We start from the raw sequence: 20,298 nt of genomic DNA on the forward strand, positions 1-20,298 counted from the left end.
TTTAGATGGATATCGGGATGATTCGTGGCCTGGGCACCGTTGTTGTGATGGTGGCCTTCATCGGACTGGCGCTGTGGGTGTTCAGCCCCAAGCGCAAGTCGGAGTTTGAAGACGCGACCTTGCTGCCTTTCGCGGATGATCCCGAAGCCATTAAGCACGTCGAGCAAGCTTCTAGGAGTAACAAAGAATGACTACGTTCTGGAGTCTGTACGTCACAGTCCTCAGTCTCGGCACCATCTTCGCCCTGACCTGGCTGCTGCTGTCTACCCGCAAGGGCCAGCGCGCCGAGCAGACAGAGGAAACGGTTGGCCACTCCTTCGACGGGATCGAGGAGTACGACAACCCCCTGCCGAAATGGTGGTTCATGCTGTTCGTGGGCACCATCATCTTCGCCCTGGGCTACCTGGTGCTGTACCCGGGCCTGGGCAACTGGAAAGGCCTGCTGCCGGGTTACAACTACCTGGATAACGAAAAGCAGACCGCGTTCGCCAACGGCCAGACCGGCTGGACCGGCGTTCACGAGTGGGAAAAGGAAATGGCCAAGTCGGACGCGAAGTTCGGTCCGATCTTCGCCAAGTTCGCTTCCATGCCGATTGAAGAAGTCGCCAAGGACCCGCAAGCCCTGAAGATGGGTGGCCGCCTGTTCGCCTCCAACTGCTCGGTCTGCCACGGCTCCGACGCCAAAGGCGCTTATGGCTTCCCGAACCTGACCGACGCCGACTGGCGCTGGGGCGGTGAAGCGGAAACCATCAAGACCACCATCATGGGCGGCCGTCACGCGGTCATGCCGGCGTGGGCTGACGTGATCGGCGAGCAAGGCGTTGCGGACGTTGCTTCGTTCGTGCTGACCAACCTCGACGGCCGCAAAATGCCGGAAGGCACCAAGGCCGATCCGGTTGCCGGCCAGAAGCTGTTTGCCGCCAACTGTGCGGTGTGCCACGGCCCGGCAGGCAAAGGTACGCCAGCGATGGGCGCCCCCGACCTGACCCACCCGGCCGGGTTCATCTACGGTTCGAGCTTCGCTCAACTGCAGCAGACCATCCGTTACGGCCGTCAGGGCCAGATGCCTGCGCAAGAACAGCTGCAAGGCAACGACAAGGTTCACCTGTTGGCCGCTTACGTCTACAGCCTGTCTCACGGTGAGAAAGCGCCGGTGGCGGACGCCCAGTAAGGCAAACGCTTGATGCAACAAAAAACGGCCCCGCCAATGTGAATTGGCGGGGCCGTTTTTTTTGCCCCTCAAGTCCGGCCCCAGCGACCAGCGGTAGCGACGCTTACCCCTTCGTGGTTGCGATCCGGCCCGCCTGGTAGTAACGTTTCTACAAAGTACTTCAGGAGGGGCAACCATGATGGCCATCACCACCATTTCCAGTCGTGAATTCAACCAGGACACAAGTAGTGCCAAAAAAGCCACGCGTCAGGGTCCGGTAATCATCACCGACCGTGGCAAGCCGGCCCATGTACTGCTAAGCATTGAGGACTACCAAAATCTCACCGGCAGCAACGTCAACATCGTCGATCTATTGGTGATGCCGGAAGCGGCAGATATCGAGCTCGAAACCGAGCGCGCCGTGATCACTCATCGACCCGTGGACCTGTCCTGATGTTTCTACTCGACACCAATGTGATTTCTGAACTACGCAAACCCCGGGCGGACGCAAACGTCGTCGCCTGGGCCAAAAGTGTCATCGCGCCACGTATGTTTATTTCCGCCATTACCCTAAAGGAGCTGGAGGCCGGTGTTCTGCGAATGGAGCGTCGTGACCCCGCGCAGGGAAAGGTTTTGCGTACCTGGCTGAAGCGACATGTCATGCCAGCCTTTGATGCCAGAATCTTGCCGGTCGACGCCGCCGTGGCTCTGCGCTGTGCCGGTTTGCATGTTCCAGGCAGCGCAAATGAAAGCGACGCCTTGATTGCAGCGACTGCCCTGGTTCATGGTCTGACGGTGGTCACTCGCAATATCGGCGACTTTCAATCCAGCGGCGTTGCCTTGATCAATCCATGGGCCGATTGAAACGTAGGCACTCGTAAAACCGTCCATAATTCACAAGTCAATTGATTCAAGTCATTACACCGTCAGTTGATTTCAACCAACGTGACCAAAGGTCGCACCCTTGAGCTAGAGCGACAGGCGTATCATTGCGCCACTGCAACACCTCTTTTTGACCGCGGTCGGCATGTACTGACCGAGGCGTTTTTCCACTGCCGTGGGATGCAATGATGAGCAATCAGATTCCGGTACACGACGTCACTCCGCCTGCCAAGAACGCGAACAACAGCGTCGACCTCTACGCCTCACGAGAAAAGATCTACACCCGCACCTTCACCGGCTTGTTCCGTAACCTGCGGATGATGGGCGGTGCCGGGTTGTTTCTGCTGTATTTCGGTACGGTCTGGCTGAACTGGGGTGGTCATCAGGCCGTCTGGTGGAACCTGCCGGAGCGCAAATTCTTTATTTTTGGCGCAACCTTCTGGCCTCAGGACTTCATCCTGCTCTCAGGCATTTTGATCGTCAGCGCCTTCGGCCTGTTCTTCATTACCGTGTACGCCGGTCGTGTGTGGTGCGGTTATACCTGCCCGCAGAGCGTCTGGACGTGGATTTACATGTGGTGCGAAAAGGTCACCGAAGGCGACCGCAACCAGCGCATCAAGCTCGACAAGGCGCCAATGAGCGCCAACAAATTCCTGCGCAAATTCAACAAACACACGATGTGGCTGTTGATCGGCTTCGTCACCGGCATGACCTTCGTCGGTTACTTCTCGCCCATTCGTGAACTGACGATCGATTTTTTCACCGGCGAAGCAGATGGCTGGTCGTATTTCTGGGTCGGTTTCTTCACCCTGGCCACCTACGGCAACGCCGGCTGGTTGCGCGAGCAAGTGTGCATTTACATGTGCCCGTATGCGCGGTTCCAGAGCGTGATGTTCGACAAGGACACGCTGATCGTTTCCTACGATCCGCGCCGTGGTGAAAGCCGCGGCCCGCGCAAGAAAGGCGTTGACTACAAAGCCCAGGGCCTGGGCGACTGCATCGATTGCACCATGTGCGTCCAAGTCTGCCCGACCGGTATCGACATTCGCGACGGTCTGCAGATCGAATGCATCGGCTGCGCGGCATGTATCGATGCCTGCGACAGCATCATGGACAAGATGGACTACCCTCGCGGCCTGATCAGCTACACCACCGAACACAACCTGTCCGGGCAAAAAACCCATAAACTGCGCCCGCGCCTGATCGGCTATGCCCTGGTGCTGCTGGCCATGATGGGATTGCTGGCGGGCGCGTTCTTCATGCGTTCGCTGGTCGGTTTCGACGTCAGCAAGGACCGTGTGCTGTACCGCGAGAACGCTGAAGGCCGAATCGAGAACGTCTACAGCCTGAAGATCATGAACAAAGACCAGCGCGACCATACCTATGTGCTGGAAGCCTCTGGTTTGCCGGACCTGAAGCTGCAAGGCAAGCGCGAAATCAAAGTCGCCGCCGGGGAGATTTTCAGCCAGCCGGTCGAACTGTCGATCGCACCGGAAAAACTGCCGTCGAGCACCAACGAGGTGAAATTCATCCTCAAGGATGCCGACGACGACAGCGTCCACGTTGAAGCCAAGAGCCGATTTATCGGCCCACAAATTCGTTGAGAGAAGTGATCATGCCCGCAGCAAACGCCGCAAGCCCTTGGTACAAGCATCTTTGGCCGTGGATCATCATCGCCATCCTGGCCTGTTCCGTGACCCTGACGTTGTCCATGGTGACGATCGCGGTGAACAACCCGGATAACCTGGTCAACGACAACTACTACGAGGCCGGCAAAGGCATCAACCGCTCCCTCGACCGCGAGCTGCTGGCCCAGACCCTGCTGCTGCGGGCCAGCGTTCACCTGGATGACGTGACCGGTGAAGTCGATCTGCGCCTGAGCGGCAACAGCCAACCAAAAACCCTTGAGCTGAACCTTATTTCACCGACCCAGCCGGAGAAGGATCGCAAAATCAGCCTCGCCCGCAGCGAAACCGAACAGGGCCGCTACATCGGTCAGTTGAGCGACAAGGTTGAAGGCCGTCGTTTTGTCGAATTGCTAGGCACACAGGACGACCACATCTGGCGCATGTTCGAAGAAGAACTGGTCAGCCATGACAAGGACCTGCTGCTGGGTGATGAACCGCTGCAAGGCGCGGAAGACCTGAAGAAGTAACAACCAGCAATGTGGCGAGGGGATTTATCCCCGTTCGGCTGCGAAGCAGTCGTGAAACCTGTTAGCAAAATATGACTGGAAGAATGCAGGGGGCCGCTTCGCAGCCCAACGGGGATAAATCCCCTCGCCACAGAACCTGGCCCGGTTTTAACAATTGTTTTCATGGCCACTTAGATGACCACTCAACTGCCCTGCTACCACTGCGCCCTGCCCGTCCCGGCCGGCAGCCGCTTCACCGCCGCCGTCCTCGGTGAAACCCGCGAGTTCTGCTGCCCGGGTTGCCAGGCCGTGGCTGAAGCGATCGTGGCCGGTGGGCTGGAAAGCTACTACCAGCATCGCAGCGAGTCATCGGCCAACCCCGAAGCCTTGCCAGTGCAGTTGGTGGATGAGTTGGCGCTCTACGACCGCGCCGACGTGCAAAAGCCCTTCGTGCGCCACGACGGTGAACTCGCCGAAACCACTCTGTTGATGGAAGGCATCAGCTGCGCCGCCTGCGGCTGGTTGATCGAGAAACACCTGCGCGCCTTGCCGGCGGTGGCCGAGGCACGGTTGAACCTGTCCAACCATCGCCTTCACGTGCGTTGGGCCGACGCGCAATTGCCGTTGAGCCAGGTCCTCAGCGAATTGCGCCACATCGGTTACGCCGCGCACCCGTATCAAGCAGACCGCGCCAGTGAACAACTGGCCAGCGAAAACCGTCTGGCCTTGCGCCAACTCGGTGTCGCCGGGCTGCTGTGGTTCCAGGCGATGATGGCGACCATGGCCACCTGGCCGGAATTCAACATCGACTTGAGCCCCGAGTTGCACACCATCCTGCGCTGGGTCGCGCTGTTCCTCACCACGCCGATCGTGTTTTACAGCTGCGCTCCGTTCTTCAAAGGGGCGATGCGCGATTTGCGTACACGCCACCTGACCATGGATGTGTCGGTGTCATTGGCGATCGGCAGTGCCTACATCGCCGGGATCTGGACCTCGATCACCGGGGTCGGCGAGTTGTATTTCGATGCGGTGGGAATGTTTGCGCTTTTCCTGCTGGCCGGGCGTTATCTGGAACGTCGCGCCCGGGAGCGCACCGCCGCCGCTACCGCACAGCTTGTAAACCTGTTGCCTGCTTCGTGCCTGCGCCTGAGTGCCAACGGCCAGAGCGAGCGGATCCTGCTCAATGAACTGCGCGTCGGCGATCAGGTGCTGGTGCATCCGGGCGCGATCCTGCCGGCCGACGGCAAGATCCTCGATGGCCAGTCGAGCATCGACGAATCGCTGCTGACCGGCGAGTACCTGCCACAGCCGCGCGCACAGGGCGATGCGGTCACCGCCGGCACCCTGAACGTGGAAGGCGCGTTGACCGTGGAAGTGCTGGCACTGGGTCAGGACACGCGGCTTTCAGCCATCGTCCGTCTGCTGGACCGCGCCCAGGCCGAGAAGCCGCGACTGGCTGAAATCGCCGACCGCGCCGCGCAATGGTTCCTGTTGCTCACGCTGATCGCATCCGCCTGCATCGGCCTGCTGTGGTGGGAACTGGATTCATCACGAGCCTTCTGGATTGTCCTGGCGATGCTCGTTGCAACGTGCCCGTGCGCCTTGTCGCTGGCCACGCCCACCGCCCTCACCGCCGCCACCGGCACGCTGCACAAACTCGGCTTGCTGCTGACGCGCGGTCATGTGCTGGAAGGCCTGAACCAGATCGACACGGTGATATTCGACAAGACCGGCACGTTAACGGAAGGTCGCCTGGCCTTGCGTTCGATCCGCCCTCTCGGCGCGCTCGATAGCGATCAATGCCTGAGCCTGGCCGCAGCCCTGGAAAACCGCTCCGAACACCCGATCGCTCGCGCATTTGGCCGAGCGCCACTGGCGGCCGAAGAAGTTCTCAGCATGCCGGGGCTTGGTCTTGAAGGTCTGGTCGGCACGCAACGCTTGCGTATCGGCCAGCCGGGTTTTGTCTGCGAACTCAGTGGCGCTGCTGTACCGGTGATGCCCGACGAAGCGGGCCAATGGTTGCTGCTCGGCAACAGCCAGAGCCCGCTCGCGTGGTTCGTCCTCGATGACCGTTTGCGCGCCGATGCCCCGGCGCTATTGGAAGCTTGCAAGGCTCGCGGCTGGCGCACATTGCTGTTGTCGGGTGATACATCGCCGATGGTCGCCAGCGTGGCCGCCGAACTGGGCATCGACGAAGCCCGGGGCGGTTTGCGTCCGGACGATAAATTGCAGGTCCTGCAACAGCTGCACAAGGAAGGCCGCAAGGTGTTGATGCTCGGTGACGGGGTCAACGACGTGCCGGTGCTGGCCGCCGCCGACATCAGCGTGGCGATGGGTTCGGCCACTGATCTGGCGAAAACCAGTGCCGATGCGGTGTTGCTGTCGAACCGTCTCGACGCGCTGGTGCAAGCCTTCAGCCTGGCACGGCGCACCCGTCGGGTAATCATCGAGAACCTGCTGTGGGCCGGGCTGTACAATGGCCTCATGTTGCCGTTCGCCGCCCTCGGCTGGATCACGCCGGTGTGGGCTGCGGTCGGCATGTCCATCAGTTCGTTGACCGTGGTGCTGAATGCCCTGCGCCTGACTCGCCTGCCGAGCGCGCCTGCTGCCCGCACCACGCCAGAAACCCGTCCGCTGCCGGCCTGAGCCGCGCGGGCATGGAGTCCAGATGCCAGCTCTCTACGTGATGATCCCGGCCGCGCTGCTGATCGTGGCCATCGCTATCTTTATCTTCTTCTGGGCGGTCGACAGCGGTCAGTACGACGACCTCGACGGCCCGGCCCACAGCATTCTGTTCGACGACCAGGACCCGAACCACAAGGCTGCGGTCGACGAAGCCAGCGGCCATCCTGCCAAACCGGACGACAAGGCACCGCCTCATGCTTGAGTTGGCGCCACTGCTGGTGTCTGCGGTGATTCTCGGCCTGCTCGGTGGCGGGCATTGCCTGGGCATGTGCGGCGGCTTGATGGGCGCGCTGACCCTGGCGATTCCCAAGGAACAACGCAGCCGACGCTTTCGACTGCTGCTGGCCTACAACCTGGGGCGAGTTCTCAGCTATGCAACGGCCGGCCTGCTGATCGGCCTGGCGGGTTGGGCAGTGGCCAATAGCCCGGCGGCGATGTTCATGCGCGTCATCGCCGGATTGCTGTTGGTCGCCATGGGCTTGTACCTCGCCGGTTGGTGGAGCGGCCTGACCCGCATCGAAAGCCTCGGTCGCGGCCTTTGGCGGCATATCCAGCCGGTTGCCAACAAACTGCTGCCGGTGTCGAGCCTGCCCCGCGCGTTGCTGCTGGGCGCGCTGTGGGGATGGCTGCCGTGCGGGTTGGTTTACAGCACGTTGCTGTGGGCGGCGAGCCAGGGCAATGCGCTGGACAGTGCGCTGCTGATGCTCGCGTTCGGGCTCGGCACCTGGCCGGTGCTGCTGGCCACCGGACTGGCGGCGGAGCGCGTCACGGCGTTGTTGCGCAAACGTGGTGTGCGCATGACGGGCGGGTTGCTGGTGATGCTGTTCGGTATCTGGACATTGCCGGGGCCGCATCAGCATTGGCTCATGGGGCATTAGATCGGCGGGGCGCCCTTCGCGGGCAAGCCTCGCTCCTACAAGGGATCGCAAACTTCTGTAGGAGCGAGGCTTGCCCGCGAAGAGGCCCTCACTGACAACACAAATCCTGACCGTTGATGCAAATCAAGATGCCCCAGCGTCGCACCCCATAGACTTGCAAACACTGCCAGCCTATCCGGGGGAATGCCCGCATGATGCTCGACGCCATTCGTTGGGACACCGATCTGATCCGCCGTTACGACCTGGCGGGGCCGCGTTACACCTCTTACCCGACTGCGGTGCAATTTGACGGACAAGTCGGCACGTTCGACCTGTTCCACGCCCTGCGCGACAGCCGCAAGGCCCTGCGCCCATTGTCGCTGTACGTGCACGTGCCGTTCTGCGCGAACATTTGCTACTACTGCGCCTGCAACAAAGTCATCACCAAGGACCGGGGCCGCGCCCTGCCCTACTTGCAGCGCCTTGAGCAGGAAATTCAGCTGATCGCCTGCCACCTCGACCCGACGCAAAAAGTCGAACAACTGCACTTCGGCGGCGGCACCCCGACCTTTCTCAGCCACGACGAACTGCGCCAGTTGATGGCTCAGTTGCGCAAGCACTTCAACCTGCTGGACGACGATTCCGGCGACTACGGCATCGAGATCGATCCTCGCGAAGCCGATTGGTCGACCATGGGCTTGCTCCGCGAGTTGGGCTTCAACCGGGTCAGCATTGGCCTGCAAGACCTAGATCCGGCAGTGCAACGGGCGGTCAATCGCCTGCAAAGCCTGGAAGAAACCCGCGCCGTGATCGACGCCGCCCGGACCCTGCAATTTCGCTCGATCAACATCGACCTGATCTACGGCCTGCCGAAGCAGACACCGGAAAACTTCGCCCGCACGGTCGACGAAGTCATCGCGCTGCAACCGGATCGGCTTTCGGTGTTCAACTACGCGCACCTGCCGGAACGCTTCATGCCGCAACGGCGAATAAACAGCAACGAACTGCCGACGCCGGCGCAGAAACTGGAAATGCTCCAGCGCACCATCGAACAGCTGACCGCTGCCGGTTACCGCTACATCGGCATGGACCACTTCGCCCTGCCCGACGACGAGTTGGCGATTGCCCAGGAAGAATCGACCCTGCAGCGCAACTTTCAGGGCTACACCACTCACGGTCATTGCGATTTGATCGGCTTGGGGGTGTCGGCAATCAGTCAGATCGGCGACCTCTACTGCCAGAACAACAGCGACCTGAACCAGTACCAGAATGCCCTCGCCGTCGCGCAATTGGCGACCAGCCGCGGCCTGAAATGCAACGCCGACGACCGCGTGCGGCGGGCGGTGATTCAGCAGTTGATCTGTACGTTCACCCTGGAGTTCGCGGACATCGAACAGGCCTTCAACATCGATTTTCGCGGTTACTTCGGTGAACTGTGGCCTCAGCTACTGACCATGGCCGATGACGGATTGATCAGCCTCGACAACGATCGGATCAGCGTACTGCCCGCCGGTCGCTTGTTGGTGCGCTCGGTGTGCATGGTGTTCGATGCCTATTTGCAACAGCACAATCACCAGCGGTTTTCCCGGGTGATCTGATGGCCGTGAAACCTTGCACGAGTTCGGATGCAAGGTTATTGGCCGCCGACCGCGGCCCTTTATCACCATGCGACAAAAACGGCACAAACTGGCCTGAATGTCCTCCCGTGAGTTACCCTTACGGCTTATGTGTGTTTTCCCACAAGGATTGAAGAAATGTCCGAGCCAGTAAAGCTGCGCGCTCACAGTCAGGCCCATTGCAAGGATTGCAGCCTGGCCCCCCTCTGCTTGCCACTTTCTCTGAATCTGGAAGACATGGATGCGCTGGACGAGATCGTTAAACGTGGGCGTCCGCTGAAAAAAGGCGAGTTTCTGTTCCGCCAGGGCGACACCTTCGATTCCGTTTATGCAGTCCGCTCCGGCGCCCTCAAGACCTTCGGCCTTAGCGATGGCGGTGAAGAACAGCTCACCGGTTTCCACTTGCCGAGCGAACTGGTCGGCCTGTCGGGCATGGACACGGAAAAGCACCCGGTCTCGGCGCAAGCCCTGGAAACCACGTCGGTGTGCGAAATCCCCTTCGAACGCCTCGACGAACTGGCCCTGCAACTGCCGCAACTGCGCCGTCAGCTGATGCGTGTCATGAGCCGCGAGATTCGCGACGATCAACAAATGATGTTGCTGCTGTCGAAGAAAACCGCCGACGAGCGCATCGCCACGTTTCTGGTCAACCTCTCGGCACGTTTCCGCGCCCGGGGTTTCTCGGCCAACCAGTTCCGCCTGAGCATGTCGCGCAACGAAATCGGCAATTACCTGGGCCTGGCGGTGGAAACCGTTTCCCGGGTGTTCACGCGCTTCCAGCAAAACGAGCTGATCGCCGCCGAAGGCAAGGAAATCCATATCCTCGACCCAATCCAGCTCTGCGCACTGGCCGGTGGCTCACTCGAAGGCTGACGGCAACAATTGCGGCTGAGCGAAACGGTTCAGCCGCCGTTATACTGCGACGTTTGCAGCCTGCCAGGACACTTCGACGATGGTCTTCGACTCCTTCGACATCAAATCCCTGATCCGCCCCGTGATCGACTTCCCCAAGCGGGGCGTTATCTTTCGCGACATCACGCCGTTGTTCCAGTCGCCTACGGCCCTGCGCCTGGTGATGGACAGCTTCGCTCATCGTTATGTCGAAGCAGACTTTACGCATATCGGCGCGATGGATGCCCGTGGTTTCCTGATCGGCTCGGTCCTGGCCTATCAGCTGAACAAGCCGTTGGTGCTGTTCCGCAAGCAAGGCAAACTGCCGGCCGACGTGCTGGCCGAGGGCTATGCCACCGAATACGGCGAAGCCTTCCTCGAAGTGCACGCCGACAGCCTGTGCGAAGGTGACTCGGTGGTGATGTTTGATGATTTGATCGCCACCGGCGGTACGCTGATTGCGGCGGCGAACCTGATTCGGCGCATGGGCGCGCGGATTCATGAAGCGGCGGCGATTATTGATCTGCCGGAGCTGGGTGGGTCGCAGCGGCTGAAAGAGATGGGGATTCCGACTTTTTGCCTGACGCAGTTTGCATTGAGCGAGAAGTAAGCGGCGTCCTCACTGACGCCTTCGCGGGCAAGCCTCGCTCCTACAAGATTAGAGTTGTGTCGAAAATTCGGCCCTAACAGAAATTCGTAGGAGCGAGGCTTGCCCTAATGCCAGTCAGTTAAGCCCTCCAGCCCTCTTTTTGGGGTATTTGACTGGTCTAGGCTTGACCACTCTTGGGTAACTTCGCTCTCGTCTGGCTGGCAGTATGAAGTGCTGAGCCTGGATTCTCAGTTCTGCCAGTCGTTTAGGGATCGTGCCTGGCGTTTCCAGCGGACAGAAGCGCAGCGCATTGCTGACCGCTTGAGACAACCAGAGAAAACTCAAGCGTTGCGGTACCACCTTTATTTCTTCAGCCATCAAGCGCATTTCCTGACGGATCAGGTTGTAGGCCAGCAGAGTTCCCCACAGTTCTTGACGCACCAGATCAGGTTGTTTACTGCGTAATTGCTCTCCTTTGAGCAGGTTTTGCTTGATCTCGCGGTAACCCAACTCGATTTCCCAGCGTTCGTTGTAGTGCCCCGCCACCTGATTGGCAGGGTAACGTTCGGCATCGATCAACGAGGTGAGATAGCGGCGGGGTTTGTCGTCTATCGAGTACTCAATCAGTCTTGCCTGCCAATGGCTAGGAAGGTCTGGACGTTGCTTGAGCGCATCTCTGGAAACCGTCAGTCGCACAAGCCAATCACCGACGCCCAACTCTTCGATCACCTCGTACTTGAGCGGTTTGCGTGCCCGCATGAGCCAGTGCCGTTCGGTTCCACTGTGCTGCCAGTCGAGCAAGAGGGCCGCCGAGTAATAGGCGCGGTCAAAAATCGTCACCGAATGATCGCTTACCGCTTTCTCCAGACCTTTGGCATAGCGAAGTTCGCCGACAGCAAACTCGCCAAAACAGGCAGCCCGAATCAAGTGACTATAGGTATCCATCAGGCAAACACCGCGCACTTGTGGCCAGGCTCCGTCTCCCGAGTGAGTCCGCCCGCCACCAAAGGCTTGGCGGTTTTCTGGTGTGTCAGGGGTGGACCAAACCACGCCGTCTACCGCAAAGCTGCGTAACCCTAAAAAGCCAGCCGAAGCTGGCTGCTCAGCACCGCCCCATGACTCTGCCAATTGCTTAAACAGTGCGGCAAGGGGCTCTGCTCCCAGCCGTTGCCGGGCCTGGACTGCTGCGCTGGGCACAGGCACCTTTGCTTCGCCCAAAGCCAGTCCCAGCTGCTGCACGATGAGCCAAATCGGCTCGTTCTTGAACAAGGCCAACCCCACCACCAACCAGACAATACGCTCGGCCGGCAGGCGTCTACGGCGCAGAGAAACCGTTCCGGTCGAGGCCAGCGCTTGCTCGATCCACAGGGGATCGATCAGTTGCGCAAAGCGTTCGAAAGAGATCGGATTGAGTTTGGTAACTTCTTGAAGGGCGTTTTGTAGGGACATGAAGCGGGCTCATAAAAACATAAGCCCGTTTCTATTACTGCTGGGCGGGCAAGTCAATTTCTTAACTGACTGGCATTAAGGCTTGCCCGCGAAAGCGTCAGCCGCCACACCCAGGATTAAAGCCCCATCTGTTTACTGATGATCTCGTTCATCACTTCCCGCGTCCCGCCACCAATCGACAGAATCCGGTTATCCCGATACAGCCGCTCCACCAGACTCTCGCGCATGTAACCAAGACCGCCGAGGATCTGCACCGCATCCGTCGTAATCCGGTCAGCCGTGTCGGTCGCAAAATTCTTGGCCATGGAAATCTCCTTGATCACGCTCTGCCCCGCCGCCATTTTCGCCGCCTGACGGTAAGTGAACTCCCGTGATACCTCCAATGCCGTGGCCATTTCCGCGAGGCGGTGTTTAAGCACCTGGAACTTGCCGATGGGTTTGCCAAAGGCTTCGCGCTGACGCGCCCATTTCAGGCTTTCCTCCAGCGCCAACTGCGCCGTCATGTTGGCCATCAACGCCAACGCCAGGCGTTCGCTCTGGAAGTTGCCCATGATGCAGGCGAAGCCCATGTTCTCGGCGCCAATCAGATTTCCCACAGGCACCCGGCAATCGTCGAAGAACAATTCGGCCGTGTCCGACGCCCACCAGCCCATTTTCTTCAACTGACGACCGACGGTGAAACCGGGCGTGCCCTTTTCGATCAGCAGCAGACTGATGCCTCCGAAACCCGGCTCGCCCGTGCGCACCGCAACGGTGTAGAAATCGGCGCGGACGCCACTGGTGATAAAGGTCTTACTGCCGCTGACCCTGTAAAAGTCGCCGTCACGCACAGCGCGGGTTTGCAGATTGGCCACATCGGAGCCGCCGCTGGGCTCGGTGACGGCCAGGGCGCTGATCTTCTCGCCGGCCAGCACTTGCGGGACGACACGATCACGGACTTCAGGCCTGGCCCATTTGAGAATCGGCGGCAGTCCGATGTCCAGTGAACCGAGGCCGGCCACCAGACCGCCGGAACCACAGCGCATCAGCTCTTCGCTGGCAGCGACCTTGGCGAAGAGATCACCTTCGTGGCTGCCGCCCAGGGATTCGGGATAGCCAATGCCCAAAATCCCCGCCATACCGGCCTTGAGATAGAGCTCGCGGGGAAAGCTTTCAGCTTCTTCCCACTGATCAATGTCCGGAAGAATCTCACGCTCGACGAAACGTCTGACGCTGTCGCGGACCAATTGGTGGCTGGGATCGAAGTATTCCTGAAAGGCAGACATCGGCGAGCTCCACTGAAGGTTCAGCGAAGTTAACCGAGCGCTTGCTTGGTTTTCAATAGAATTGTGTGAATCAGATAGACCGAGGCGCGGCCTTCGCGGGCAAGCCTCGCTCCTACAGCACTCGTAAACCCTGCGAACTCGGTGTACCTGAAAGGTCGCAGGGTCTGATCCTGCGACTGCTTCGTCCGAACGCGGCCCGAGCCTTCGGCAGCTGATACATGGGATCGCAGTTTCAGCAGACGAAAAAAAACCCGCCGAAGCGGGTTTTCCCAAGACCATATCGACTCCCTGTCGGCAGCGAATCCTTGCTAATGGTCGATCGTCCGTGATCCTGAAGCGCTTCCTGTGCTTCAGTTGATGAGGCTAGATTACGCTTCGGATCCAATGTGCAATAGACGACATAGCTACCATCGCGCGTAAGACATTCGCTATACCCGCCCTTCCGAAAACCCTTAGACGTGTCAGGCAACCAGCAGGGAAGCCGCGAGTTCAGCGGCCTGCAGCTGACCTCGTGCAGCTACGTCATCGTTATCCTCAAGAAACCATGCCGCCGACAAACCGGCAAACGCCAACACCCATTGCAGAAGCCGCCTACGTTCAAGCTCCGCGGCTTGCGCCACTACGTCGATTTGCCTGCGCAATCGCTGCGGATCAGTCGCCGTCGGCAATTCGGGATTGCAGATCAGGTTGGCGAAGTCGAATCCGCGCTCGCCGATCACCCGCTTGGGATCGATGGCCAGCCAGCCTCGCGAACCGAAATCCAGAACATTGTCGTGATGTATATCGCCGTGCAAAACCACCACATCCTGCGGCTCGGCGAGCAACGCTTCGGCGGTTTTCAGGCTGAGTAAATACGTGCCGCCTTGCTGTTCGGCCGTCAGGCGCAACGAAGCGAACCATGATGACAAAGGAACCAGCGGTGGTGGCAAAGAGGGACGCGGAGCGTGAAGCCGAGCCAGCGCCGCACACAGAATCCGGCTGGCTTCGTCATCCTGGCCGTTGAGCGCCATGTGCATCAGCGATCGCTCGCCCTCGGCACGTTCCAGCACCAACGCATCGCCGTGATGAGCGTAAACCCGCGCAGCGCCCTCGCCGTCCCACCAGGTCATCAGCAGATTGCCGAACTTTTCCTCGGCATCGACGGCAATCTTCAACATGGCCGGCGAATCACCCATCCGTACCGGCAGCAAACGACTGCCGGGCGTAATGATGGGTTCACCGTCCGGCACCAGGGCCCAGCGCTTCAACCAAGGTTCAAACATCCAGCCTTTACTCTTCCTGGCGCTCGTGAGCCTTGGCGCTGGTTTTCAGAAACTCTTCGATATTGCTCATCTGCTCATCCCAGCCACGGCTGTCCATGCGGAACGCCTTGAGCCTGCGGGTTTGCGGGATGTGATCGAAACCGGACTCAGTGACCTTCAACAAGGTGCCTTCATCCATGTCTTCGAGCTCGAATTTAACCAGAGTGGTGGGTTCCTGGGAGTAATCGATTTCGGGCTCAATCGCATACGGGTGCCAGCGAAACGAAAATACCCGCTCTGGCTCGACCCGCTCCACCAGCACGTTCCACAGCAAGTGCTCATAACCCGGGTAGGTAATCTGCCCTTGCGTCCATTCACCGGCGACAAAGCGCTTACCCTCCAGCGCCACGCCAAACCACTGCCCGAAGGCTTCGGCATTGGCCAGCACGCGCCAAACGTGCGAGCGCGGTGATTTGAGCAGGATTTTCCTTTCGATGCGATCTGATGCTGGATTCATAAGTCACCTCCTGTACTGAACAGTAGGCCTGTAAGACCACAAGACCAACCCTAAAGTTGTATCAATGGGGCGTTGTAATCAAGCATGTCTGAAATATTCGGCTGCATTTGCAGTGGTAAGTTCTGGTTCGCAGACGAATGCCTGGTAAAAAGGGGCGGACCGTCGACACAGACAAGCCCTGTGGCTAAAGAGGTTGCGCCTGACTTCGTAATTGATTGACCACCCTCTTCGATACACTGCATCTCAACTTTTACCCATCACAGCGAGAATCACTATGCACCCACGCTTCCTTCTGGCGCTGACGCCTTTGCTGTTCACCACCGTTGTTCACGCGGACGACTGCGACAACGCCACCAACCAGGCCACGATGAACCAGTGTGCGGCGCAGCAGCACAAGGCTGCGGATAAGGAATTGAATGCGCTTTACCAGCAGATCACCAACCGTTTGAAGAGCAATCCGGACAGTAAAAAGTTGCTGTTGGGGGCGCAGCGTTCGTGGATTGCGTTTCGGGATGCCGAGTGCAAGTTTTCGGCGTCTGCGGTGGAAGGCGGGAGTGTGTATCCGCTGATCTACAGCAACTGCGTGACTGAATTGACCAAGGCGCGGGTGGAAACTTTCAAGAATTATTTGAAGTGTCAGGAAGGTGATATGGGTTGCCCGGTGCCTAGGGTTTGATGATTCGGTGCCTGTGAGGGCCTCTTCGCGGGCAAGCCTCGCTCCTTGTATGTTGACCCTGATTCCAACGAGAGAGGTTACGCTTAAGGATTCATACAACAGCAAGTGCGTTTCTGGGGGAGGCCGATCGCTCCTGAAGGCAGGATTTGCTCCTGACCTTGTCTGTAGAGAGGCCCCCCCGCCTCATTGCCCACCACGAAGAGTATCGAGAAGCCGACAAGTCGGACTTCGCATTACAAGGTTGCAGTGGCATGAAGTTCGGGGTCGGGGGAACCAGGAGCAATCTTACCGAAAATCAGGGAAGTGAAAACCATGAATACTCATGTCGGCATAGACATTGGTGCCCGCACGTCTGCTATGGGATGGCGGCAGAACGGTAAAACATCAGGCCAGTGGGACATTCAGCACACCCCCAAGGGGCGTAAGGCTGCCGTGACCAAGATGTTGGGCCTCAAACCGCTGAGCGTGGTCATGGAGGCCACCGGCATTTACTACCTGGACCTGGCGATAGAGTTGCATGCCGCCGGCTTACCGGTCTCGGTGATCAACCCCAAAAGCTTCCATAACTTTGCCAAGCTGATGCTGCAAAACAGCAAAACTGACCAGATTGATGCTCAGTTGCTGGCCGAGTATGGCGAACGCATGGCGCCAAGACTGTGGGTGCCACCTACCGCAGATCAACTGATGCTGCGTGCGATTGGGCGCCATATCAACCGGCTGATTGGCCATCGGACCCGAGCCAAGAACGAGTTGCACGCACTACAAGCGACGCAAACGAGCGTTGAGCTGCTGATCGAGGATGAAAAAGATGCGATTGCAGCGCTAGACACACGGATTGATCGTTTGAAGAAGGCTGCACGCGAGGCCATCGCCAAATGCCCGGATCTGAGTTTGCAGTTTCGCTGCATGATGGCTGCACCCGGCGTGGGAGAGGCCTCGGCCATCGCAGCACTGGCTGAGTTGACGACACTTCCTGTGACGCTTAAATCGGCGCAGGTAAGCCGTTATGCAGGACTCGATGTAAGACTGACCCAGTCAGGCACCAGCGTGAACCGGCCAGGGCGAATGTCCAAATGCGGCAACGCGTATTTACGGGCAGCGATGTTCATGCCGGCAATGACGGCAATTCGCTGTGATGAGAATGTGAAAGCCTTTTACGAGGCGCTGGTAGCCCGCGGCAAGAAGAAAATGCAGGCCATCGGAGCAGTGATGCGTAAATACCTGACCGGGTTATGGGCATGCATGCGTTCTGGAGAAGAATTTAATACGGCCAAGCTTTTTAGCGAAAAACATCTCGCGAAAGCTTGACCGTGAACAGAGTATCTACAGGTTCGGAGTGATCGCACCATTGGGTACGACTTCGACCTGTAGGAGCGAGCGGGCGGCGATCCGACTTGCCCGCGAAGGCGTCAGGTCAGACGCCACCCTTTACCGGACAAATATCTGCGCAGTGGTGATCGCCATATCCCCACCCGGCAATTTGATGTTGCCGATCTGCTTCATGCTTTCGGGATCAAAGATCGCCACATCATTAAACGTCCCCGCCAGATAGATCTTGCTGCCGTCCTTGTTGAAGGAAATGCAGTAGTAGGAATGATCCAGCGTCGCCGCATGCAGCATTTTCTTCTCCTTGATGTCGTACTTGGCCAAGCGGTTCAGCACGCCAAACATCAGGTTCGGATCCTTGGGCGAGCGCATGCCGCTGAAGTAGATTTCCGTCAGAGGACCAATGTCGCTGGTTTCGGTCTTGCCGGTTTTCAGGTCGATGCTGAACAGTCCGTAGAGGTATTCAGCGGTGGCGGGATCCTGTTTCTTGTCCTTGAATTTCGCCGTGGTGTAGAGCAGCGAGAAATCATGGCGATAGGTCTGCTGGTTCCACACGTAAAGCACGTCCGGCGCACTGTAGTTCGCCCGTTTCCAGTGACGACTGGGGATCAGTACATCGAACTTGCCGGTCTTCACGTCGACCTTGTATACATCCGCCCCCGCCACGTACAACGTACCGTCGTCACCGCTCTGCATGATCGTCAGTTGCCGCGGCGCCGGGAAACTGCGCACGGGTTTGGCGTCCATACCGGCGTCGGTAGCGTACACATCGAGCCGAGGCTGCTGCACTTCGTAACGGTCGTTGAGCATCAATGTCGGGTTGGCGATGGCGAACAGTTCCTTACCGTCGTGGCTGAGGGTGAAGGCGAACATCGACTTCGCTTTTTCCCCCGGTTTCTGGGTGATGCTGGCGTGGAATACCTGTTTGCAGCTGTCGAGCTCGACGCCATAGACATCGGAGTAGTGGTTGTTGAGTACGTAAGCGGTCTTGCGATCCGGCGACATCTGGACGCTGCCGGGGCCGAAGGCGTCCGGCATCTTGCAGGTCTTGAGCACGGTGTCGGTGGCCAGGTCGATGACGTGCAGGTTGTTCGGGTAATTGGTGGTCACCATGTACTCGTGACCCGCTTGCAATGCAGTGTTTTCATCGGCCAGAACAGTGAGCGAACAGACGCTCAGGACGGCAAACGCGGCCAGGCCGCAGGCTTTGATGCTGTGCATGCTGGAATCCTTCTGAAATCCGATCACTTGTCTTTTGGAAAGACAGTCCCGAGGTTGCGCCAGTTGTCGTTGGACGCCTGGGCATCCTTGTTCCAGTCCGGGTAGGTGCTCATCATGTCGGGCACCTGGGCCGGCCACCAGCACGGGTCGGAGCAGCCATAAAGGTCGGCTTCCATCGGCTGGCACAGCGACGACACACCACCAAACGCATCAATTTCCCAACCCGGGTCGGTGGTCGAGGCGCAGCCCGCAACAGAGCTCATCGCCACCACTTCTTCGATACGGTTTTCGGCCGCGGCTTCATCGAGCTTCAACGCTTTGTTATTGATTGCCTTCAGATGTTTCATATCAGTGAGCCTTGCGCGGAGTGATGTAGCTGCTGATAAACGCAGGGTTGTGGGCCATGATCCGGGTGTAGACCTCGATGCCGAAGTCGACCCAGTCACGCATCAGTTCGCAGTAGTGATAGGTCGGATGAGTAGGGTCGCCGTAACGGGCGTAGCTCTCGTGGTAGCAGCCGCCGGAGCAGAGATTGCGGATCTGGCAGTCTTCGCAACCGGTGTTGGTGCGGTCCAGGCGCTGGGACAGGAAGTCGTTCAACTCGACCTGTTTCACACCGCTGTGCACGTTGCCGAAGGTCGGCAGACTCGAACCGGTAAAGCGATGGCACAGGTTCAGTTCGCCCTTGTGATCCACCGCCAGCATCTTCAGGCCCGCGCCGCATGGCAGGGCTTTTTTGTGGCCTTCGTGAATATCGGTGATCAACTGGTGCAGGTTGGAGAAACCGATATTTCGGTGTTCCAGCGCCGCCTCCAGATAACGCCGACCGAGCTTCTTCATGTTGGCGAAGACTTCGATCAGCTCGTCGCTCGACAGGTTAAAAGTGCTGATGTCGCCAGAGGTCACCGGGGCAAAACCGACTTCGGCAAAACCCAGTTCGTTGAACAAGTGATCCCAGATGGTTTCGACATCGGTGACGCCGGTAGTCAGCGTGACCCGAGCACCCACCGGGCGGCTGTTGTAGCGCGACAGCAGCATCTCGGCCTTGCGCCGCACCACGTCATACGTGCCCTGCCCGCCCACGGTGATGCGGTTGCGGTCGTGCACGGTTTTCGGCCCGTCGATACTCACCGAGAGCCCGAAACGGTGGGCATTCAAATAGTCCACGGTCTCTTCGGTGAGCAGCGTGGCGTTGGTGGTCATGACGAACTCGACGAACTTGCCGGCCTCGCGAAAACGCTTCTCGCAATAGTCGACCATGTACTCGATCAGCTTGCGATTACTCAGCGGCTCGCCACCGAAAAACACCACGGTGAAACGCTCTTCGTCGGGCGATTCGCGCAGCAGCATTTCCACCGACGCGACCGCCGTTTCGACGTCCATTTTCTTGCCGGCCGACGGCTTGTCGAGGTCTTCCTTGTAGCAGTAGGTGCAGCTCAGATTGCAGCCGGTGTTGACGTTGAGCACCACGGTGTTGATCGCAGTGCGCTCGACCCGTTTGGTGCCGATGTCCGGGGTCAGCGGCGAGCCGTCGCTGACCAGTTCCAGGGACATCAGCTCCCGCAGGGTCTCAGTGATTTCCTCGCCGTTGAACCGCGAAGCCAAACGCTGGATCAGGTCGTCCGACGAACAGCCGGGACCGCGCAACGTATCGATGATGGTGCCCGTCAGCTCATCGCTGGCGAACAGCGAACTGCTGGGAATGTGAAACAGCATGCGGTCGGCATCGACGTGCACTTCGTGCAGGTTCCGCTCGACCAGATTCAAAATAGCGCCCATTGCAACCTCCTGTGCAAACC

General features: G+C 59.0%; 21 protein-coding genes. 14 read left to right on the top strand and 7 right to left on the bottom strand.

What is annotated here, in order from left to right; genetic code table 11:
• Positions 1 to 5: 5 nt before the first annotated feature.
• The 12 genes from ACYZTM_RS05265 to ACYZTM_RS05320 all read left to right on the top strand — a co-directional run bounded on the left by ACYZTM_RS05265 (position 6) and on the right by ACYZTM_RS05320 (position 10,825).
• A complete protein-coding gene (locus tag ACYZTM_RS05265) occupies positions 6 to 191 on the top strand; it encodes a CcoQ/FixQ family Cbb3-type cytochrome c oxidase assembly chaperone (RefSeq protein ID WP_003175465.1) in 186 nt (61 codons plus the stop codon).
• Complete coding sequence (gene ccoP, locus ACYZTM_RS05270; RefSeq protein ID WP_131059971.1) at positions 188 to 1,171, top strand: cytochrome-c oxidase, cbb3-type subunit III; 984 nt, start codon at positions 188 to 190, stop codon at positions 1,169 to 1,171. The genes ACYZTM_RS05265 and ccoP overlap by 4 nt, the downstream gene beginning before the upstream one ends.
• A gap of 178 nt (positions 1,172 to 1,349) precedes the next feature.
• Positions 1,350 to 1,604: a type II toxin-antitoxin system Phd/YefM family antitoxin gene (locus ACYZTM_RS05275; RefSeq protein ID WP_178083828.1), complete on the top strand. Its 255-nt coding sequence runs from the start codon at positions 1,350 to 1,352 to the stop codon at positions 1,602 to 1,604.
• Positions 1,604 to 2,014, top strand: coding sequence for a type II toxin-antitoxin system VapC family toxin (locus ACYZTM_RS05280; RefSeq protein WP_131059973.1), 411 nt, complete (start codon positions 1,604 to 1,606; stop codon positions 2,012 to 2,014). The genes ACYZTM_RS05275 and ACYZTM_RS05280 overlap by 1 nt, the downstream gene beginning before the upstream one ends.
• A gap of 206 nt (positions 2,015 to 2,220) precedes the next feature.
• Positions 2,221 to 3,636, top strand: a complete 1,416-nt coding sequence (ccoG, locus tag ACYZTM_RS05285; protein WP_461987434.1) for a cytochrome c oxidase accessory protein CcoG — start codon at positions 2,221 to 2,223, stop codon at positions 3,634 to 3,636.
• Positions 3,637 to 3,647: 11 nt separating this feature from the next.
• Positions 3,648 to 4,187 carry a FixH family protein gene (locus ACYZTM_RS05290; protein ID WP_131059975.1) on the top strand — a complete coding sequence of 180 codons (540 nt, stop codon included), beginning with the start codon at positions 3,648 to 3,650 and terminating at the stop codon, positions 4,185 to 4,187.
• Positions 4,188 to 4,361: 174 nt separating this feature from the next.
• On the top strand, positions 4,362 to 6,812 hold the full coding sequence (locus ACYZTM_RS05295; protein WP_131059976.1) for a heavy metal translocating P-type ATPase: 2,451 nt from the start codon (positions 4,362 to 4,364) through the stop codon (positions 6,810 to 6,812).
• 22 nt (positions 6,813 to 6,834) lie between these two features.
• Complete coding sequence (gene ccoS, locus ACYZTM_RS05300; protein ID WP_109628926.1) at positions 6,835 to 7,053, top strand: cbb3-type cytochrome oxidase assembly protein CcoS; 219 nt, start codon at positions 6,835 to 6,837, stop codon at positions 7,051 to 7,053.
• A complete protein-coding gene (locus ACYZTM_RS05305; protein ID WP_131059977.1) occupies positions 7,046 to 7,729 on the top strand; it encodes a sulfite exporter TauE/SafE family protein in 684 nt (227 codons plus the stop codon). The genes ccoS and ACYZTM_RS05305 overlap by 8 nt, the downstream gene beginning before the upstream one ends.
• A 194-nt stretch (positions 7,730 to 7,923) precedes the next feature.
• Entirely contained in the window at positions 7,924 to 9,306 is a 1,383-nt protein-coding gene (gene hemN / locus ACYZTM_RS05310; protein ID WP_131060010.1) for an oxygen-independent coproporphyrinogen III oxidase, read from the top strand.
• A gap of 156 nt (positions 9,307 to 9,462) precedes the next feature.
• Positions 9,463 to 10,197: a fumarate/nitrate reduction transcriptional regulator Fnr gene (fnr, locus tag ACYZTM_RS05315; RefSeq protein WP_131059978.1), complete on the top strand. Its 735-nt coding sequence runs from the start codon at positions 9,463 to 9,465 to the stop codon at positions 10,195 to 10,197.
• A gap of 79 nt (positions 10,198 to 10,276) precedes the next feature.
• Complete coding sequence (locus ACYZTM_RS05320; protein WP_461987438.1) at positions 10,277 to 10,825, top strand: adenine phosphoribosyltransferase; 549 nt, start codon at positions 10,277 to 10,279, stop codon at positions 10,823 to 10,825.
• Positions 10,826 to 10,939: 114 nt separating this feature from the next.
• On the opposite strand, the gene ACYZTM_RS05325 is transcribed toward ACYZTM_RS05320, so the two are convergent.
• From ACYZTM_RS05325 to ACYZTM_RS05340, 4 genes are all read right to left on the bottom strand, one after another.
• Entirely contained in the window at positions 10,940 to 12,253 is a 1,314-nt protein-coding gene (locus ACYZTM_RS05325) for an IS4 family transposase (protein ID WP_461987440.1), read from the bottom strand.
• 116 nt (positions 12,254 to 12,369) lie between these two features.
• Entirely contained in the window at positions 12,370 to 13,518 is a 1,149-nt protein-coding gene (locus ACYZTM_RS05330) for an acyl-CoA dehydrogenase family protein (RefSeq protein ID WP_461987442.1), read from the bottom strand.
• Positions 13,519 to 13,979: 461 nt separating this feature from the next.
• Positions 13,980 to 14,780 carry an aminoglycoside phosphotransferase family protein gene (locus ACYZTM_RS05335; protein ID WP_461987444.1) on the bottom strand — a complete coding sequence of 267 codons (801 nt, stop codon included), beginning with the start codon at positions 14,778 to 14,780 and terminating at the stop codon, positions 13,980 to 13,982.
• A gap of 7 nt (positions 14,781 to 14,787) precedes the next feature.
• Positions 14,788 to 15,276 (bottom strand): SRPBCC family protein, encoded by a 489-nt coding sequence (locus ACYZTM_RS05340; RefSeq protein ID WP_461987446.1) that lies wholly within the window; start codon positions 15,274 to 15,276, stop codon positions 14,788 to 14,790.
• A gap of 274 nt (positions 15,277 to 15,550) precedes the next feature.
• Here ACYZTM_RS05340 and ACYZTM_RS05345 point away from each other — a divergent pair, with 274 nt between their 5' ends.
• On the top strand, positions 15,551 to 15,952 hold the full coding sequence (locus ACYZTM_RS05345) for a lysozyme inhibitor LprI family protein (protein ID WP_461987448.1): 402 nt from the start codon (positions 15,551 to 15,553) through the stop codon (positions 15,950 to 15,952).
• 312 nt (positions 15,953 to 16,264) lie between these two features.
• On the top strand, positions 16,265 to 17,260 hold the full coding sequence (locus ACYZTM_RS05350; protein ID WP_131063537.1) for an IS110 family RNA-guided transposase: 996 nt from the start codon (positions 16,265 to 16,267) through the stop codon (positions 17,258 to 17,260).
• Between the two features lie 120 nt (positions 17,261 to 17,380).
• Here the strand turns inward: ACYZTM_RS05350 and peaD are convergent, their stop codons facing one another.
• The 3 genes from peaD to peaB are packed head-to-tail and all read right to left on the bottom strand — an operon-like array spanning position 17,381 to position 20,278.
• Complete coding sequence (gene peaD, locus ACYZTM_RS05355; RefSeq protein ID WP_461987450.1) at positions 17,381 to 18,499, bottom strand: quinohemoprotein amine dehydrogenase subunit beta; 1,119 nt, start codon at positions 18,497 to 18,499, stop codon at positions 17,381 to 17,383.
• Positions 18,500 to 18,522: 23 nt separating this feature from the next.
• Positions 18,523 to 18,846 (bottom strand): quinohemoprotein amine dehydrogenase subunit gamma, encoded by a 324-nt coding sequence (qhpC, locus tag ACYZTM_RS05360; RefSeq protein WP_008027961.1) that lies wholly within the window; start codon positions 18,844 to 18,846, stop codon positions 18,523 to 18,525.
• Position 18,847: 1 nt separating this feature from the next.
• Positions 18,848 to 20,278, bottom strand: coding sequence for a quinohemoprotein amine dehydrogenase maturation protein (gene peaB / locus ACYZTM_RS05365; protein WP_131059818.1), 1,431 nt, complete (start codon positions 20,276 to 20,278; stop codon positions 18,848 to 18,850).
• Positions 20,279 to 20,298 lie beyond the last annotated feature (20 nt).

Source organism: Pseudomonas sp. MDT2-39-1 (genome assembly GCF_054898085.1).